Consider the following 16,802-nt stretch of genomic DNA (forward strand, 5'->3'; position numbering starts at 1 on the left):
CGGTGTCGTCACCCTGGGTGGCCGAAGATGCGCGGACAGCGAACCGCGCTTAGCGTGGGTCGTGCAGTCCTCCTCGTCTGAGGTGATTCGATGCTTCTGCACCTGCCCTTCGTCATCGTCCTCGCCGTCGCGGCCTTCTTCCTGAAGCGGAAGGGCTCGATGAAGGCGACCCACGCTCTCGTCTGCGGTGCCTTCGGGTTCTATCTGGCGGACACGAGCCTGGCCACGTCGATCCAGGCGGCCAGCGCCAACCTGGTCTCGATGATCGGCACCTTCGGCACCTGAGGTCCCGAGAGCCTGAGGTCCCGAGAGCCTGAGGTCCCGAGTGCCCGAGAGCCCGGGTGCCCGAGTGCCCGAGACCCCGGCGATCCGGACCCGTCCGGGGGACCCGCGGGCCCGGAAATCCTCAGGCCCCCGCGGTCAGCTCGCCCGCTCGTCCACCGAGCGGAACGACCCGCGCCGCTGCTCCGGTGACGCCAGCCACTGGAGCTTGGCGGCCGTTTCGGTGTCCGGCAGCGGATTGTGCATCACGATGGTGAGGTCGGGGCGGGCCGGGATGCGCAGTTGGGTGCTCTCGAAGTGGAGGTCGCCCACGAGCGGGTGGCTCAGCTCCTTGACGAGCTGGCCGCTGGGCTGGACGTCGCCGAGCGCCCACAGCTCGGCGAATTCCGTGCTGACCGCCGCCAGTTCGGAGACGATCCGGTGGAAGCCCTCGTCGTCCGGGTACTCCGAGGCGGCGGCACGGTACTGGGCGACGATGGTCGCCGCCAGCGTCGCGTGCCGGTCGGCGCGGCCCCGGTAGACGGGGTCAGTGAAGAAGCTGACCAGGCAGTTCGTGTCGCGCGCGGTGAAGGCGAAGGTCTGCCGGGCCGGCTCGTTGAACGCCAGGATGTTCCAGTAGGCGTCCATGATGTGCGCGGGGAACGGCGACCAGGACTCGATCAGCCGGTAGAGCCCCTCGCAGAAGTCGGCGTCGGGCACCGCTTCCGGCAGCGGCGGATTGAGCCCGGCGAGCACGTACAGATGGCGCCGCTCCGGACCGGTCAGGCGCAGCACGCGCGCGACCGCGTCGAGGACCTGCGGGGAGACGGTGATGTCGCGTCCCTGTTCGAGCCACTGGTACCAGGACGCGCCGACCCCGGCCAGTACGGCGACCTCCTCGCGGCGCAGCCCCGGTGTGCGGCGCCGGGCGCCGCCGTCCGGGAGTCCGGCCTGCGCGGGCGAGATCCGGGCCCTGCGGGCCATCAGGAAGTCCCGCAGTTCCCGGCGGCGGTGCGGCTTCGACGACAACGGCGCGGACACGGTCTGTTCCACTCGCTCCCCCTCGGCCTGCGGCCTGGCTGGTGGTCCGGCCACCAGCATAAAGGGCGGCTCCCCACCGGCCCGTGGATCGCCGGAAGGTGGTCGCATGGCAACCGACACCACCGCGTCCCCTTCGAGCACGTCCGCCTCGGGCCCCGCCTCTTCGAGCACGTCCGCCTCGGGCCCCGCCTCGGGCACGACGGGCGCCCTGCGCGCCCCGGCTCCCCAACACCTCGGCATCCGCGCCAAACTGGTGCTCCTCGTGCTCTGCGCCGCCCAGTTCATGATCTCCCTGGACTTCTCCATCCTGAACGTGTCGCTGCCCGTCCTCGGCTCCGACCTCGGTATGAGCAGAGCCAATCTCCAGTGGGCGGTGACCGCCTTCGCGCTGCCGTCCGGCGGATTCCTGCTGCTCTTCGGCCGGATCGCCGACCTGTACGGGCGGCGCCGGCTGTTCCTGACCGGTCTCGCGGTCTTCGCCGCCGCCTCGCTGCTGGCCACCCTCGCCTGGAATCCGGCGGCCTTCCTGGCCGCGCGGGCCGTGCAGGGCCTGGGCGCGGCGGCCGTGGTGCCGACCGGCATGTCGCTGCTGACCACGACCTTCCCCGAAGGGCCGCTGCGGGAAAGGGCGTTGGGGATCAGCGGCACGCTGCTGTCGCTGGGCTTCACCATCGGCATGGTGATGGGCGGCACGCTCACCGACGCCTTCGGCTGGCGGTCCACGATGGCGCTGCTGGCCGCCGCGGGGGTCCTCGTCCTGGCCGCCGCGCCCGCGCTGCTCACCGAGTCGCGGCACCCGCGCCGCCCGCGGATCGACGTACCCGGCGCGGTCACCGTGACCGGCGGGCTGCTCGCGGGGATCTACGCGCTGTCCACGGCCGCGCAGCGCGGCTTCGGCGGCGCCGACGTGATCGCCGCCCTGGTGCTGGGCGTCGCGCTGCTGGCCGCCTTCGTGGCGGTGGAGTCGCGGGCCGCCGAGCCGCTGGTGTCGCTGCCGATGCTGCGCCGACGCACGGTGGCCTGGGGCAATCTGGCCGGGCTCGCCACCTTCTCGATGATGAGCACGGTGGTCTTCCTGCTCACCCTCTACCTCCAGGAGATCCGCGGCCTGTCGGCGTTCCGCACCGGCCTGGTCTTCGGTGTCCAGGGCGTGGCCGCGGCCGTCACGGGGATGACCGCGGCGCGGGTGATCGGCCGGATCGGCACCCGCGGCACGCTGCTGGCCGGTCTGGTCGTGCAGGGCGCGCTGACCGCCGTGCTGGTCCTGCTCGGCCCCGGCTCCTCCGGCACGTGGCTGGCGATGGCCGGGGTCACGCTGGCGTGCGTCGGCCACCTGTGGGTGATCGTCTCGTACGGGATCACCGCGACGTCCGGGCTGCCGGACCACGAACAGGGCCTGGCCACCGGACTAGTGACGAGCAGTCAGCAGATTGGTCTGACGGTCGGCATCCCGCTGCTCTCCGCGCTGGCGTCCAGCCGGGCGCACCTGCTGTCCGGTATCCACCTGGCGCTGGCGGTGGACGCGGCCGTACTGCTCGCGGTGGCGGTCATGGTCGCGGTGGGGCTCGGCCGCGGCCGTACCGCCGGGGTCTGAGCGGCCAGGGCTCAGCTCTCCGGGCGGTCCAGGACGCGCAGCCAGCGGCCGTCCGGCTGGCGGCGGGCGACCTGGACCCGGCCGCCCGTGCCGTCCTTCGGGCGGGTGGAGGTCAGCGCGAGGTCACCGCTGATCAGGGTGGGCAGCGGCTCCTCGACCTCGAAGACCGGCTTGGCGGCGAGCAGCCCCGCGTACAGCTCGCGCAGCGCCGCCGTGCCCCGCGACGGGCGGTCGATCGGGAAGGCGACCACCGCGTCCGGTTCGAAGAGCTCCAGAATCCCTTCCAGGTCACCGGAGTTGACCCGCTCCACGAACAGCCGGGCGATGTCCTCCGGGTGGGCGGCGTAAGCGCGGTTCTCGGTCATGGTGTGGCGCTCCCTCGTGTGCTCCTCGGTTCCCCCGCTGTCCATTCTCGACGGCCCCCGTCCATAAGTCCAAGATCTGGATCTTCTGCGAGCTAGCATGCCTGGTTATGGAACTGCGGCAGCTCGAATACTTCGTGACGGTGGCCGACGAGGCGGGATTCACCCGGGCGGCGACCGCCTTGCACGTGGCGCAACCGGGGATCAGCGCGCAGGTCAGACAGCTCGAACGGGAGCTGGGGCAGCCGCTGTTCGACCGCTCGGGCCGTACCGTGCGGCTCACCGAGGCCGGGCGCGCGGTGCTGCCGTACGCGCGGGCCGCGCTCGACGCCGTCGCCGGGGCGCGGCTGGCGGCGCAGGAGCTGACCGGGCTGGTACGCGGCCGGGTCGCGATCGGCACCGTCACCTCGCTGGGCGCCGACATGGACGTGCCGGGGATGCTCGCCGGTTTCCACGACGCGTATCCGGGCGTGGAGATCACGCTCGGCGAGGACACCTCGGACCGGCTGCTGGCCGGGCTGCGCGACGGGCGCTACGACCTGGCCTTCGCCGGGATCGCCGGGGAACCGCCCGAGGGCATCGGGACGCAGACGGTCATCGACGACGCGCTGGTGGCGGCCGTCGCGCCCGGCGACCCACTGGCCGGGCGCCGGACCATGCCCGTCAAGGCGCTCGACGGGCGGCCCCTGATCGTCCTGCCCACCGGCACCGGGCTGCGGGCCGCCGTCGACACCGCGTGCGCGGCGGCGGGCTTCACGCCCCGGATCGCCTTCGAGGCGGGCAACCCTGAAGTCCTCGCCGCCCTCGCGGAGCGCGGCCTCGGCGTCGCGCTCCTGCCGGCCGGTCTCGCCGCCTCACGCCCCGGCCTGCGCGTCCTGCCGCTGACCCGGCCCGCGGTCCGCTCCCGGCTGGCGCTGGCCTGGCGGGAGCACGCGGGCGCGTCCCCCGCCGCCAAGGCGTTCCTCGCCCACGCCCGCCGCTTCCTCGCCGAGCGCAGCCGCCCCTGACCGGCCGACCGTCCTCAGGAGCCCGGGGGTCTCAGGGCCCGGGGGTTTCAGGAGGCCGGGGGTCTCAGGGGCCCGGGGGTCTCAGGAGGCCGGGACCTCCGCGACCGGGTCGACCCGGACGGTGTGGATACGGTTGCGGCGGCCCGCGGGCGCCTCGGCCGTCAGCCGCAGCGCGGCCGTACCGCGGTCGCCCGACCCGTCCTCCGGCAGCGGCACCACCGTGGTGGCACCGGGGATCGGGACCCGGCCGAGGGACTTGGCGAGCAGCCCGCCCACCGTCTCGACGTCGTCGTCGTCGAGTTCCACCCCGTACAGGTCACCGAGGTCGCCGATGTCCAGGCGGGCCGTGACGCGGTACGAGCCCTCGCCCAACTCCTCGACCGGGGGCGTCTCGCGGTCGTACTCGTCGGTGATCTCGCCGACGATCTCCTCCAGGATGTCCTCGATGGTGACGATCCCGGCGGTCCCGCCGTACTCGTCGATCACCACGGCCACGTGGTTGCGCTCCTGCTGCATCTCGCGCAGCAGGTCCCCGGCGTTCTTGGTGTCGGGCACGAAGGACGCGGGCCTGATCAGCGTCGAGACCGGCTCGGACTCCGACTCCCGGTTGATGTGCACCCGGCGCGCCAGGTCCTTGAGGTAGACGAAGCCGACGACGTCGTCCTCGCTCTCCCCGGTCACCGGAATACGGGAGAAGCCGCTGCGCAGCGCCAGCGTCATGGCCTGACGGATCGTCTTGAACCGTTCGATCATGACCAGTTCGGGCCGCGGCACCATCACCTCGCGGACGATGGTGTCACCCAGTTCGAAGACCGAGTGCACCATCCGGCGCTCCTCGTCCTCGATCAGCGACTCGGACTCCGCGAGGTCCACCATCGCGCGCAGCTCGGCCTCGCTCGCGAACGGGCCGCGCTTGAAGCCCTTGCCGGGCGTCACCGCGTTGCCCAGCAGGATCAGCAGCCCCGGCACCGGGCCCATGACGCGGGCCAGCGGCAGCAGGACGTACGAGGCGGCGGTCGCGGTGTTCATCGGGTGCTGGCGGCCGATGGTGCGCGGCGAGACGCCGACGGCCACGTACGACACGAGCACCATGACGCCGATCGCGACGGCGAGGACTTCCCAGGTGCTGTCGAAGTGCCGGTCGCACACGACGGTGATCAGGACGGCCGCGGCCGTCTCGCAGCCGACCCGCAGCAGCAGGGCGACATTGAGGTAGCGGGTCGGGTCGGAGGCCACGGCCAGCAGATTGGCGGCGCCCTTGCGGCCGGAACGCAGCGCGTCCTCGGCGCGGAAGCGGGACACGCGGGCGATGGCGGTCTCGGCGCAGGCGGCGAGCCAGGCGACGACGACCAGGACAACAGCGGAGACGATCATGCGGAAGTCACCGTCGGCGTCAGTGGGTGGTGGGCGCGGGCGACGGGCCCTCGGCCCCTTGCTCGTCGCGCCAGCCGTCCAGAATGGCCTTCTGCAGACCGAACATCTCGGCCTTCTCGTCGGCTTCCTCGTGGTCGTAGCCCAGCAGGTGGAGGACGCCGTGGACGGTGAGCAGTTGCAGCTCCTCGTCCATGGAGTGCTTCGTCGGCGCCTCCTCCGCCTGCTTCTTGGCGACCTCGGGGCAGAGCACGATGTCGCCGAGCAGCCCCTGCGACGGCTCCTCGTCCTCTTTCCCCGGACGCAGCTCGTCCATCGGGAAGGACATGACATCCGTCGGCCCCGGCAGGTCCATCCACTGCATGTGGAGCTGCTCCATGGCGTCGGCGTCCACCACGATCACCGACAGTTCGGAGAGCGGGTGGATTCGCATGCGCTGAAGGGCGTAGCGGGCGGCGTCCAGGACCGCCCGCTCGTCGATCTCCCAGCCGGACTCGTTGTTGACGTCGATCGCCATGATGGTGAAGTGGTTACTTTCCGTTGGCACCGGTCGCGCCGGCGATGCTGTCGTCGTAGCGCTCGTAGGCGTCCACGATGCGTCCGACCAGCTTATGGCGCACCACGTCCGTGCTCGTCAGCCGGGAGAAGTGGATGTCCTCGATATCGGTGAGGATGTCCTGGATCTGCCGCAGCCCGCTCTTCGTCCCGTTCGGCAGGTCGACCTGCGTCACGTCACCGGTGATGACGATCTTCGAGTCGAAGCCGAGCCGGGTGAGGAACATCTTCATCTGCTCGGCGCTGGTGTTCTGCGCCTCGTCGAGGATGATGAACGCGTCATTGAGCGTGTTGTGCGTCAGCAGATAGTCCTCGGTGACGTAGAGCGAGTCGGCCGCCGCCACCTGGATGCACACCGCTTCCTCACGGCCCGCGGGCTCGATGCTGTCGATGAACCGCATGGGGCGGCCACCCCCGCCGGCCGCGTCATACGTGTCGCGCTTGCGGGCCAGCCGAAAGGGCTCGATGCCCTCGGGGAGCCGGATGTCGATGATGTGGGCGTCCCGGCGGTGCTGGATGTCCCGTCCCCCGGCCCTTCCGGGCTTCCGACCCTCGGCCGCACGTCGACGGGTGTACGCGACTCCGCCGAGCGACTGGACCAGCGCGATGACATCGTCCCTGAGCAGGATCGATGTCGTCGTGTACTGGATACGGCAGGTGCGATCCGACTGAGTGACCGGCCCTCCGTCGGAGTCCAGCAGACCCTGGAGCAGGGCCAGCCGGATCTCGGCGGAGTTGTTGAGATAACTGTCCGGCACGAACTTCGAGCCCGACGTGTTGCCGAGGAGGTCAAGGGTGCGCAGCGCCGCGGTCACCGGGTTCACGGTGGTGATGACATCGCCGGGTGTCCTGACACGGTTGAGCGTGTAGTCAGGCCCGCCCTTGTGCCGGACGGTCACGCCGGGCAACGCCGCTTCCAGAGCGGTGACGAGTTCCGGGTCGGCGGTGGCGAACGACGGTGTGGTGGAGCCGGTGAGGCACCCGTCTCCGAGCAGGAGACCGAGGGCGTACGGGTCCATCGGGACGTCGCGCTCCGGGAAGCACACCGGCGCCGTGAGCAACGGAAGCTCATACCGGCGGGCGTGGGCCGCGCGGAGGCTGCCGATCATCTCCTTGGTCTCCAGGACTCGCCACGGCTTGTCGCGGCGCTTGTCCGAAGCCGTCCTGACCGTCCACAAGTGGTCCCCGCAGGCCAGTGTCGAAGCCCCGTCCTGGGCCGTGACACGGTAGATGTCCTTCTCGCCCTGCGGGTAGACGCCGAGAACCGGGGTCGGTTCGCCGTCGGATCCGACGACGAGGTCACCGACCTGGAGGTCGCCGATCGGACGCCAACCGTCCGGTGTCAGCACCTTCGTGAAGACCGGCTGCGCCCTGCCGCGCATGTATGCCAGCGGGGCGACCTCGATCGTGCCCGCTGCCATCAGGCGGGGGATGGAGTCGGCGTCGAGCATGTCGTGCAGGGCGTCGTAGAGCGGGCGCAGGTACGGGTCGATCTTCTCGTAGAGGGTGCCGGGCAGGAAGCCGAGGCGTTCGCCGGCCTCGACCGCGGGGCGGGTGAGGATGATCCGGCTGACCTGCTTGGACTGGAGGGCCTGGACGGCCTTGGCCATGGCCAGGTAGGTCTTGCCGGTGCCCGCGGGGCCGATGCCGAAGACGATGGTGTGGGTGTCGATCGCGTCCACGTACCGCTTCTGGTTGAGCGTCTTGGGGCGGATCGTGCGGCCGCGGCTGGACAGGATGTTCTGCGTGAGGACCTGGGCGGGCGTCTCCGCGTCCGGGTCGACCGCCGTGCCGTTGGCCCTGAGCATGGCGATGGAGCGTTCCACCCCGTCCTCGGTCATCGGCTGGCCGGTGCGCAGCACCAGCATCATCTCGTCGAAGAGCCGCTGGACCAGGGCCACCTCGGGGGCTTCGCCGACGGCGCTGATCTCGTTGCCTCGGACGTGGATGTCGACGGCCGGGAACGCCTGCTCGATCACGCGGAGGAGAGCGTCTCCCGATCCCAGGACGGTCACCATGGGGTGCTTGGCCGGTACGACGAAGTGGGCGCGCGCCTGCTGCGGCGGCTGCGGCTGCTGCTTGGTCGGTGTCTGAGTCATGGGCCGGCGCTAGGGCCTGCTCATCCCGCTTTCTGCTGATCGGCAGGCCCGGAGGGGCCTGGGGGTTCCAAGCGTACGACGCCGCGCCGCGCCCGCCGAGGGGATTTGGCGGTGTGCCCGCGGCGGAAGGGGCACGGGGAGCCGCGTGGGCAGGGGCGCGGGCGAGGGTCCGGGCGGGGGCGCGGGGAGCGGCCCGCGGGCCGGGGCTCAGGCGGGGCGGAAGCCGACGGTGGGGACCGCGCGGCGCAGCGGCCAGGGCCGGGGGTCGGTGGGCAGCAGGGCGTCGAGGAAGGCGTAGCGGCCGAGCGGGGAGGCGGGGTCGCAGGGGCCCGGGTCCGCGGCGGCCCGCGCCCGCGCCTTCGTCTGCTGCCACCAGGCGGCGATCTCGGCCCAGCCGGGCGCGGACAGCGAGCCGCCGAACTCCTGCACGGACAGCGCCGCGCACAGCGACGCGAAGGCCAGCCGGTCGGCCAGCGGCCAGGCGGCGAGCGTGCCGGTCACGAATCCGGCGACGAAGACGTCGCCCGCGCCCGTGGGGTCCAGGGCCTCCACGATCAGGGCGGGCACCTCGGCCGTCTCGCCGCTGCCGGAGTCCACGGCGAAGGCGCCCTCGGAGCCGAGGGTCACCACCGCGAGCGGCACCCGTTCGGCCAGGGCCCTGGCGGCCTCGCGCGGGCAGGCCGTCCGGGTGTACCGCATGGCCTCCTCGGCGTTCGGCAGAAACGCGGCGCAGTGCCGTAGCCCATCCAGGTCTGCCGGGTCCCAGCGGCCGGTCTCGTCCCAGCCGACGTCCGCGAAGACCTTCGTCCCCGAGGCGGCGGCGGCCCCGATCCACTCCTGGTCCCGCTCCTGGTCGCCCGCCCTGCCGTGGTGCCCGAGCGACGCCACCGCCGCCCGCGCGGGCGGCGGGCAGGCGGGCACCGACTCCTGCGCGGGCGGCGCCTCGTGCCCGTGGCTGACCATCGTCCGCTCGCCCTCGTACGCCATCGACACCGTCACCGGCGAGTGCCAGCCGGGGATGCGCCGCGACGGCGCCAGGTCGATGCCCTCGCCCGACGACAGGCTGTCCCAGCAGTAGTCGCCGTACACGTCGTCCCCGAACGCCGCCGCCAGCGTCGTCCGCAGCCCGAGCCTCGCCAGCGCCGTCGCCATGTTCGCGATCCCGCCGGGGCTCGAACCCATCCCCCGCGCCCACGACTCGGTGCCGCGTACGGGCGCGCTGTCCAGTCCCGTGAAGATGATGTCCAGGAACACGGTGCCGGTCAGGTAGACGTCGGTCGCCGGGTCGCCCGCCGCGCGGAGCGTGCCGAGGGGGTCGAGAACGGGCATGTCGTCCATCCCGTCACTGTGCCACGGCGTCCGCGCCCGGGGCTGCACGTACCGCCACCTGATGTCGGTTGACGCACCGCGGGGCCGGTGGGCGCGGCGAGCCCCCGCCGGGGGAAGATCCGGGGGACGACATCAGCCAGGCAGGACGGAAGGTCACCGCGCATGCGCCTGACGATTCTGGGAGGCGGCGGCTTCCGCGTCCCCCTCGTGTACCGAGCCCTGCTCGACGACCCCACGGTCAGTGACGTCGTGCTGTACGACACGGACCCGCGGCGGCTGCGGGTGATCACGGCGGTGCTGGCGACGATGCCGGGCGGCCCGCCGGTGCGGGCGACGACGGACCTGGACGACGCCCTGCGCGGAGCGCGGTTCGTCTTCTCGGCGATCCGCGTCGGCGGCACCGCGGGCCGCGTCTCGGACGAGCGGGTGCCGCTGGCCGAGGGCGTGCTGGGCCAGGAGACGGTCGGCGCGGGCGGGGTGCTGTACGGGCTGCGGACGCTGCCGGTCGCGACGGCGGTGGCGGAACGGGTCAAGGCGGTGGCGCCGGACGCGTGGGTCATCAACTTCACGAATCCGGCCGGGATGGTGACCGAGGCGATGAGCCGGGTGCTGGGCCCGCGGGTGATCGGGATCTGCGACTCGCCGGTGGGGCTGGTGCGGCGGGCGGCGCGGGCGGCGGGCGCGGACCCGGACGGACCGGGCTTCGGCTACGACTACGTGGGCCTCAACCACCTCGGCTGGCTGCGGAAGTTGACGGTCGACGGTACGGACCTGCTGCCGGGCCTGCTGGCCGACCCGGCGGCGCTCGGCACCTTCGAGGAGGGCCGGCTCTTCGGCCCCGAGTGGCTGGGCGCGCTGGGCGCGCTGCCCAACGAGTATCTGCACTACTACTACTTCCGGCGCGAGTCGCTGGCCGCGGTGCGCGCCGCGGACGCCACGCGCGGTGAGTTCCTGGACCGGCAGCAGGGCGCGTTCTTCGTCGCGGCCGATGAACAGCCGGGCCGGGCGCAGGAGTTGTGGGAACGGACCCGGCTGGAGCGCGAGGAGACGTACATGGCGGACAGCCGTGCCGCGTCCGGCGGTTGGGAGCGCGACCCGCACGATCTGGACGGCGGCGGTTACGACCGGGTGGCGCTCGCGCTGATGCGGGCCATCGCGCGGGACGAGCGGACGACGCTGATCCTCAATGTGCCGGGCGGCGGGGCGGTGCCGTTCCTCGACCCGGAGGCCGTGGTCGAAGTGCCGTGCGAGGTCGGGGCGTTCGGGGCGAGGCCGCTGCCGGTGGCGGCGCCGGACGAGCACCAGGCGGGGCTGATGCTGGAGCTGAAGGCCGTGGAGCGGGCGGCGATCGAGGCGGCGGCCACCGGTTCGCGCCGGGCCGCGCTGCGGGCGCTCGCGCTGCACCCGCTGGTGGACTCCCCGGCGGTCGCGGCGCGAATCCTGGCGGCGGCGCTCCCCGACGACGGCCGACGCTGACGGGCGGGCGCCCGGCCGGCCCCATCCGGGCCGCCCGGCCCATCCGGCCCGCCCGGCGCAACGGCCTCTGAACTGCGGGTTAACTCAAGGGAAACGAGTTGACGGACCCCGCACTCGGTGCCACGCGCGTAGACCTCCCTTGACCAGCCAGGATCGACGGGTCTAGGTTCACCGGCACCAACCGAGCGTTGAAGGAGCACCGTCATGCCCCGAGCCCGACTCTCCGCCCGCACCCGCACCTTGGCCGTCGCCGTGGTCGCGGCGTCGCTGGGCGCCACGGTCTACGGAGTCGGCGTCGCCGGCGCCCACGATTCCGTGCCGCGCAGCGACAAGCAGATCCCCAACCTCACCGACGTGGTCAGTGAGATCAAGGCGTACTACGGCGACACCGTGGACGCCTCGGGCGAGCACTTCGCGTCGCCGAGCAGCAACTACGCCAAGCAGGTCGCGGGCATCGAGGCCAAGGCCAAGCAGTATCTGGCCCACGAGGTCGGCCACGGCGGCCACGGCGGCCACGCGGCCAAGCCCGCCATCGTGCTGGACGTCGACGACACCAGCCTGAACACGTACAACTACGAGCTGGAGGTGGGCTTCGCCTACACGCCCGCCAGCAACTCGGCGTACATCGCGAACAAGAACATGGACGCCGTCTTCGGCATGGAGAAGCTGACCAACTGGGCGGCGGACCAGGGCATCACGGTCTTCTGGGTCACCGGCCGCCCGGAGGCCCAGCGCGCCGACACCGTACGGAATCTGGCCGCCGTCGGCTACAAGCCGGCCGCCGACGCCGCGCACCTCTACCTGAAGAACGCGGCCAGCCCGCCGTCGTACCTGCCGTGCGGCTCGACGTGCACGACCATCGAGTACAAGTCCGGTACCCGCAAGCACATCGAGTCGCTCGGCTACAACATCGTCGGCAACTTCGGCGACCAGTACAGCGACCTGACCGGCGGCTACGCGGACAAGTCCTTCAAGCTGCCGAACCCGATGTACTTCCTGCCGTAGGACGCGAAGAGGCGTCAGCCGAACGCGTACGCCTCCACCTCGGCCAGGCACGCCGCCCTGCGCGGCTCGTCGTGGTCGAGGAAGGCGGCGAGGAACGAATTGCGGGCCAGGGTGCGCTCGTCCTCCTCGGTGAGAGCGAGGGCGGCGCGCACCGCCGCGAAGTTGTCGTCCGCGTAGCCACCGAAGTAGGCGGGGTCGTCGGAGTTGACGGTGACGCGCAGGCCCTCCGCGAGCATGCGCGGCAGCGGGTGGGCGGCCAGTGAACCGACGCAGCGCAGGCGGACGTTGGACAGCGGGCAGACCGTCAGCGGCACCTGCTCGCGGACCAGCCTGGCCACCAGCGCCGGGTCCTCAAGGCAGCGGATGCCGTGGTCGATCCGCTCCACGCCCAGCACGTCGAGGGCCTCGCCGATGTACGCGGGCGGCCCCTCCTCCCCCGCGTGCGCGACCCGCCGCAGCCCGGCCGCCGCAGCCCGGCCGCCGCAGCCCGCTCGTACACCTCGCGGAACTTCGCGGGCGGGTGCCCGACCTCCGCCGAGTCCAGGCCGACGCCGGTGATGAGGCCGGGGCCGGCGCCCGAGCCGAAGTACGGGCGCGCCGCCTCGAAGGTGTCCAGCGCCGACCGTTCGGACTCGTCCCGCAGGAAGCACATGATCAGGCCGCCGCTGATCCCGTGCCGCCGCCCCTCGCGCTCCAGCGCCCCGGCCAGGCCCTCCACGACCGTCCCGATCGGCACCCCGCGCGCGATGTGCGCCTGCGGGTCGAAGAACACCTCCGCGTGCCGTACGCCCTGCTCCGCCGCCCGCGCCAGATACGCGCCCATCAGCTCGGCGAAGTCCTCCTCGGTGCGCAGGACGGCCATCAGCGCGTAGTACAGGTCGAGGAAGGACTGGAGGTCGGTGAAGGAGTACGCCTGCCGCAGCGCCTGGGCCGTCGGGTACGGCAGCGCGACCCGGTTGCGCGCGGCGAGCTCGAAGGCCAGCTCGGGCTCCAGGGTGCCCTCGATGTGCAGGTGCAGTTCGGCCTTGGGGATGGGGAGCATGCCGGGGTTCGCTTTCAGGGGGTTCGGGCTCAGCGGCGGCGCGGGACCGGGACGCGGATCAGGTCGTGGGCGACGGTCAGCTCGCCCTGGTAACCGGCCGTCCTCGCCTGCCGTTCGAAGACGGCGGGATCGCCGTAGCGCTGCGAGAAGTGGGTGAGGACGAGGTGCCGTACGCCCGCGTCCCGTGCGACGGCGGCGGCCTGACCAGCCGTCAGATGGCCGTAGTCGGCGGCCAGTCCCTCGTCCTCGTCCAGGAAGGTCGACTCGATGACCAGCAGGTCGCAGCCCTCGGCGAGGGCGTGGACCCCGTCGCACAGCCGGGTGTCCATGACGAAGGCGAAGCGCTGGCCGCGCCGCACCTCGCTGACCTGGTCGAGCGTGACGCCGTTGAGACCGCCGTCGCGTTGCAGCCGGGCGATGTCGGGACCCGCGACACCGTGCTCGGCCAGCCGCTCGGGGAGCATCCGGCGGCCGTCGGGTTCGACGAGCCGGTAGCCGTACGACTCGACCGGGTGGGAGAGCCGGCGCGCCTCCAGCGTGAAGGCGGGGGTCGTGGCGAGCACCCCGTCGGCCGCGACCGGCGCCTCGCGCAGGTCGGCGGCCTCGTGGTAGGCGGTGGCGTACCGCAGCCGCTCGAAGAAGCGCTGCCCACTGGCCGGGTAGTGCGCGGTGACCGGGTGCGGGACGCGGTCGAGGCTGATCCGCTGGAGCACACCCGCCAGGCCCAGCGAGTGGTCGCCGTGGAAGTGCGTGACGCAGATCCGGGTGAGGTCGTGCGCCGCGACGCCCGCGTGCAGCATCTGCCGCTGGGTGCCCTCGCCGGGATCGAAGAGGATCGCCTCGCCGTCCCAGCGCAGGACGTACCCGTTGTGATTGCGGTGCCGGGTCGGCACCTGGCTGGCGGTGCCGAGGACGACCAGTTCGCGTACCGACAAAGGCCGGACCTCAGACCAGCCGCTGGAGGTCGCGCCCGCCGAGCACGTGGGCGTGCGCGTGGAAGACGGTCTGTCCGGCGCCGGGGCCGGTGTTGAAGACGATCCGGTAGCCCGTCGTGTCGACCTTCTCCTGCGCCGCGACCTCGCCCGCCTCGCGCAGCACGTCGGCGGCCACCAGGGGTTCGGCCGCCGCCAGGGCGGCGCCGTCCGGGTAGTGCACGCGGGGGATCACCAGGACGTGGGTCGGGGCCTGGGGGCTGATGTCGCGGAAGGCGACGGTGGTCTCGGTCTCACGCACGATCGTCGCGGGGATTTCGCCGGCCACGATCTTGCAGAACAGGCAGTTGGCCTGCGGCTCTCCCGCCATGGTGGCGGCCCCCTTTTCGTACGGATACGGGTCGTGTGCATGCTATCCGCCGCTTGTGGGTCGCCGCTGTGCGGCTTGTCTTTCCCGCCCACCCGCCCACCCGTGCGGGTGCTTTCTTCGTCTGCGGGTGCCGCTTGTGCCTCGTCGGTCCCGGCCCGGGGCACCTCCTCGGGCGACGAACCTGCGGCCACCTGCGCCTGCTTCTGCCCCTGCCCGTTCGTCCCCCTGCGGGGGCACCCCGCACCGACCCCTCCGGTCCGTCGGCGCCCGCCTGTCCGGTGGGGGTGGCCGGGGAAGGGGGGTGGGTGGCCTCGGGTACGTCGGCGTCCGACCCTCCGGCGGGGGTGGGCCGAGGGGGTGGGTGGGAGCCCGAACTCTGTGGATGCAGCTCCCGGCCGGGTTTGCGGTGCGCCAAGGTATCTCATAGCACCCGAATGGAAGTGGTACGTGGCGACGAATCACGCGCGCAAGACGGACAGCCACGCGGCGATCGTGGACCTGTTCGCGGGCCATCTTCCGGCGGCGGACCGGCGGTAGGGCTTCTCCCGGGTGGCGCCCGTGCCGGAGCTCTTCGCGGGGCGGCCCACGAAGGCCGTTGTCAGAGGAGATTGGCAAGATTGCGGCCATGAATGTCACTCCCGTCACTCCGCCACGGCCGATCGACGTTGTCGCGGTCTTTCCCGAACTGGCCCCACTGGCCCGCACGGCGACCCGCCTGCACCCCCGTCCCGGTGCGCCGACGCGGCACGACAGCTCGATCGGCGGGCCGCTGCTGTGGCCCGCCGACGAGCCGTGGCCGTACTGCGAGGAACCGCATGTGGTGGACGGCGTCAACCCGGTTCGGTCCCCAGCGGATCTGCGGCAGGAACGCCGGATCTTCGCCGGCGCGTACGGCCGGGACCTGAACGCCGAGGAACGGGAGGCCCTTGAACGGATCCGGCCCCCTCGGACGCGTCCAGTGTGGCTGGCGGTTCAGTCGTACGACGGCCCCATAGAGATGCTGCCCGTCGCGCAACTGTACGCACGCGACGTGCCCGATCTGCGGCCGCCGGAGGGCAAGGACCTTCTGCAGGTGCTGTGGTGCCCCTTCGATCATCCGATCATGCCCAGGACCCTGCTCGTCTGGCGCTCGGCAGCCGCTGTCACCGACGTCCTCGACACGCCCCCCGAGCCGCCCGCAGTGCAGTTCGACGGCTATCTGCCGGAGCCGAGCGTGCTCGAACCGGAGCAGATCACCGAGTATCCCGACCATCTGGAGCTGAGCGAAGAACTGCGGGAGCGGATCAGGCAGTGGAACGTGCCGCAGGCGGCGGAGGAGGACATGGACCCGGACACGTACTACGACTGCGCGCTGTCCAACGCACCCGGCTGGAAGGTCGGCGGCTGGCCCGCCTGGGACTCCACCGACCCCGACCCGGAACGCTGCTCCGAGTGCGGTACCCGTATGGAGGTCCTGATGACCGTCGCCACGTTCGAGGAAGGGGACGACGCCGGGAACAGCTGGTCTCCGCACCCCCACCCCGGTGCCGGACCGTACCCGGGCCACCGCGGCTACAACGCGACCGGGGTCCAGATAGGCAGCGGCTACCGGCAGCATCTGTTCGTCTGCACGGCGAATGCCGAACATCCGCACATCGAGTTGATGACGTAGCCCGCCCGCAGTGTGCTGCCGGTGCGTCACCGTGGGGGCATGCCGTGATGCAGGATGTCCGCGAAGCTCGCGGTCCCGGACACCCGACGGATTTGTTGACCTGCAGGAACGTGACCTCCGACGCATGGAGTTCCGCGCAGGTGAGCGCTTGTGTCTGAGCCTCGGTTTTGGGTAGCTCTGGGTCCTGGGCTGGGGCTGCGGGAGACGGTTGCCGTCGGTGGCTCCGGCTTGGACGAGGTTCTGTTCGTCGGCCTGCCGCGGTAGGAAGTGGCGGCAGGATCAGCGGTTTCGGAAACGTGTGGCCGCGGAGTTGAGCGGGGCCGACCGGGCTGAGTGCGTGGAGTGCGGGGCGACGTGGGTCGTGGGGGTGGATCGCCGTTCGAACGCGATCTACTGCTCGCGGCGGTGTGTGACCCGAACCTGGGGGGCGTGAAAGGAACCGTGTTCGTGATGGCCACCCCGGCCGACATGACCGACCGCAACGCGGCCAAGGAAGTCCTCTCTCGGCTGCGGCTCATGCGTCCCGAGATCACCATCGTCGGGGCCGACGGAATCGCTGATCACATGGGCCGCGATCACGCTCATGACCAGGCGCATCACCCGCCGAAGCTCCCAAGGAAGCGGACAGCCAGCTTCTCGCGAAGCCTCACGCGACTGATCATCTTCAACACGCCGGTCGGCGTGTTGACCACTACCTCGCCGGAGCC

Annotated in this window: 14 protein-coding genes and 2 pseudogenes; 7 read left to right on the top strand and 9 right to left on the bottom strand. The window is 71.9% G+C overall.

All coding sequences use genetic code 11. The annotated features are described in order from the left end of the window. Positions 1 to 90: 90 nt before the first annotated feature. On the top strand, positions 91 to 285 hold the full coding sequence (locus tag ACZ37P_RS08650) for a hypothetical protein (RefSeq protein ID WP_355344517.1): 195 nt from the start codon (positions 91 to 93) through the stop codon (positions 283 to 285). A gap of 135 nt (positions 286 to 420) precedes the next feature. On the opposite strand, the gene ACZ37P_RS08655 is transcribed toward ACZ37P_RS08650, so the two are convergent. Further along, entirely contained in the window at positions 421 to 1,245 is an 825-nt protein-coding gene (locus tag ACZ37P_RS08655) for a helix-turn-helix transcriptional regulator (RefSeq protein WP_401715844.1), read from the bottom strand. Between the two features lie 163 nt (positions 1,246 to 1,408). Between ACZ37P_RS08655 and ACZ37P_RS08660 the strand changes: the two genes are divergently transcribed. Further along, positions 1,409 to 2,896: an MFS transporter gene (locus tag ACZ37P_RS08660; RefSeq protein WP_467345642.1), complete on the top strand. Its 1,488-nt coding sequence runs from the start codon at positions 1,409 to 1,411 to the stop codon at positions 2,894 to 2,896. 11 nt (positions 2,897 to 2,907) lie between these two features. Here ACZ37P_RS08660 and ACZ37P_RS08665 read toward each other — a convergent pair whose 3' ends face one another. Continuing rightward, entirely contained in the window at positions 2,908 to 3,261 is a 354-nt protein-coding gene (locus ACZ37P_RS08665) for a YybH family protein (RefSeq protein WP_391047486.1), read from the bottom strand. A gap of 107 nt (positions 3,262 to 3,368) precedes the next feature. On the opposite strand from ACZ37P_RS08665, the gene ACZ37P_RS08670 reads away from it, so the two are divergent. Then, positions 3,369 to 4,265 carry a LysR family transcriptional regulator gene (locus ACZ37P_RS08670; RefSeq protein ID WP_467345643.1) on the top strand — a complete coding sequence of 299 codons (897 nt, stop codon included), beginning with the start codon at positions 3,369 to 3,371 and terminating at the stop codon, positions 4,263 to 4,265. An 81-nt stretch (positions 4,266 to 4,346) separates the two neighbouring features. Here ACZ37P_RS08670 and ACZ37P_RS08675 read toward each other — a convergent pair whose 3' ends face one another. From ACZ37P_RS08675 to ACZ37P_RS08690, 4 genes are all read right to left on the bottom strand, one after another. Beyond that, complete coding sequence (locus ACZ37P_RS08675; protein WP_391047492.1) at positions 4,347 to 5,639, bottom strand: hemolysin family protein; 1,293 nt, start codon at positions 5,637 to 5,639, stop codon at positions 4,347 to 4,349. Positions 5,640 to 5,658: 19 nt separating this feature from the next. Next, positions 5,659 to 6,153 (bottom strand): rRNA maturation RNase YbeY, encoded by a 495-nt coding sequence (gene ybeY, locus ACZ37P_RS08680; protein WP_355344834.1) that lies wholly within the window; start codon positions 6,151 to 6,153, stop codon positions 5,659 to 5,661. Between the two features lie 13 nt (positions 6,154 to 6,166). After that, entirely contained in the window at positions 6,167 to 8,290 is a 2,124-nt protein-coding gene (locus ACZ37P_RS08685; RefSeq protein ID WP_467345645.1) for a PhoH family protein, read from the bottom strand. A 207-nt stretch (positions 8,291 to 8,497) separates the two neighbouring features. Beyond that, positions 8,498 to 9,628 (bottom strand): carbohydrate kinase family protein, encoded by a 1,131-nt coding sequence (locus ACZ37P_RS08690; protein ID WP_391047496.1) that lies wholly within the window; start codon positions 9,626 to 9,628, stop codon positions 8,498 to 8,500. A gap of 153 nt (positions 9,629 to 9,781) precedes the next feature. On the opposite strand from ACZ37P_RS08690, the gene ACZ37P_RS08695 reads away from it, so the two are divergent. Both ACZ37P_RS08695 and ACZ37P_RS08700 read left to right on the top strand, forming a co-directional pair. Next, positions 9,782 to 11,095: a family 4 glycosyl hydrolase gene (locus tag ACZ37P_RS08695; RefSeq protein ID WP_401853341.1), complete on the top strand. Its 1,314-nt coding sequence runs from the start codon at positions 9,782 to 9,784 to the stop codon at positions 11,093 to 11,095. A 204-nt stretch (positions 11,096 to 11,299) separates the two neighbouring features. Beyond that, on the top strand, positions 11,300 to 12,100 hold the full coding sequence (locus ACZ37P_RS08700; RefSeq protein WP_401304435.1) for an HAD family acid phosphatase: 801 nt from the start codon (positions 11,300 to 11,302) through the stop codon (positions 12,098 to 12,100). Between the two features lie 14 nt (positions 12,101 to 12,114). Here the strand turns inward: ACZ37P_RS08700 and ACZ37P_RS08705 are convergent. The 3 genes and pseudogenes from ACZ37P_RS08705 to ACZ37P_RS08715 form a co-directional block, all read right to left on the bottom strand. Continuing rightward, positions 12,115 to 13,142: pseudogene (locus tag ACZ37P_RS08705) on the bottom strand (adenosine deaminase). A 29-nt stretch (positions 13,143 to 13,171) separates the two neighbouring features. Continuing rightward, positions 13,172 to 14,077 carry a ribonuclease Z gene (locus ACZ37P_RS08710; RefSeq protein WP_467345646.1) on the bottom strand — a complete coding sequence of 302 codons (906 nt, stop codon included), beginning with the start codon at positions 14,075 to 14,077 and terminating at the stop codon, positions 13,172 to 13,174. A gap of 10 nt (positions 14,078 to 14,087) precedes the next feature. Further along, complete coding sequence (locus ACZ37P_RS08715) at positions 14,088 to 14,444, bottom strand: histidine triad nucleotide-binding protein (RefSeq protein ID WP_355344491.1); 357 nt, start codon at positions 14,442 to 14,444, stop codon at positions 14,088 to 14,090. A 625-nt stretch (positions 14,445 to 15,069) separates the two neighbouring features. Between ACZ37P_RS08715 and ACZ37P_RS08720 the strand changes: the two genes are divergently transcribed. After that, a complete protein-coding gene (locus ACZ37P_RS08720) occupies positions 15,070 to 16,095 on the top strand; it encodes a hypothetical protein (protein WP_467345649.1) in 1,026 nt (341 codons plus the stop codon). A 441-nt stretch (positions 16,096 to 16,536) separates the two neighbouring features. Then, a pseudogene (locus tag ACZ37P_RS08725) lies at positions 16,537 to 16,644 on the top strand (IS5-like element IS4811 family transposase); the annotation flags it as partial. Between the last annotated feature and the right edge of the window lie 158 nt (positions 16,645 to 16,802).

It is taken from the genome of Streptomyces sp. NPDC024632, from assembly GCF_055559175.1.